The sequence below is a fragment of the Vibrio sp. 03_296 genome (assembly GCF_002265885.1).
Genome location: NZ_NPKW01000555.1, coordinates 1 through 790, shown reverse-complemented (window position 1 = coordinate 790; position 790 = coordinate 1). Strand labels below are relative to the sequence as shown.

The window sequence follows — 790 nt, the reverse complement described above, 5'->3', positions numbered from 1 at the left end:
TGGCAATACCTCTGCGGCAACCGTACCGACGGCATTAGATGAGGCGGTGCGTGATGGGCGTATTCAGCGTGGTCAGACGCTACTACTCGAAGCCTTTGGTGGCGGTTTCACTTGGGGTTTCAGCGTTTAGTTTCGCTTTTAATTAAGAATTCTTAATTTTGCTGTTGCTCGTGAGTAGTAACAGTATTTTATTTAGCTTCGGTTAAGGAAAATTACTATGAGCAAGTTTGCTATCGTATTTCCAGGTCAAGGTTCTCAAGCAGTTGGTATGCTGGCAGATCTTGGCGAACAGTATGAAATCGTTAAACAAACATTTGCACAAGCGTCAGAAGCGCTTGGCTACGATTTATGGGCACTGGTACAAAACGGTCCTGACGGAAGATTTGAATCAGAACGTTCCGTACTCAACCTGCATTGCTGGCTTCGTCGTAGCGGATCTGGCGAGTGTGGCAAGAATTAGGTCTTGCTCAACCAGAAAACTTGGCAGGCCATAGCTTGGGTGAGTACTCAGCATTAGTGTGTGCGGGCGTGATTGATTTCCAAGAAGCGATCAAACTTGTCGAGCTTCGTGGTCAACTTATGCAAGAAGCAGTACCAGCAGGGACTAGGCGCGATGTACGCGATCATCGGTCTTAGATGATGAAGCGATTGCCAAAGCTTGTGAAGAAGCGGCGCAAGGCGACGTGGTCTCTCCAGTGAACTTCAACTCGCCTGGCCAAGTGGTGAATTGCAGGTAGCAAAGACGCAGTAGAGCGTGCGGGCGCAACTTTGTAAGGAAGCGGGTGCCAAA

Annotated in this window: 1 protein-coding gene and 1 pseudogene; both read left to right on the top strand. The window is 48.7% G+C overall.

From position 1 onward, the window contains the following. Positions 1–130, top strand: a 130-nt coding sequence (locus CIK04_RS26130; protein WP_325205844.1) for a 3-oxoacyl-[acyl-carrier-protein] synthase III C-terminal domain-containing protein, incomplete at its 5' end; no start/stop codon positions are given. 87 nt (positions 131–217) lie between these two features. Next, a pseudogene (fabD, locus tag CIK04_RS26125) lies at positions 218–790 on the top strand (ACP S-malonyltransferase); the annotation flags it as partial.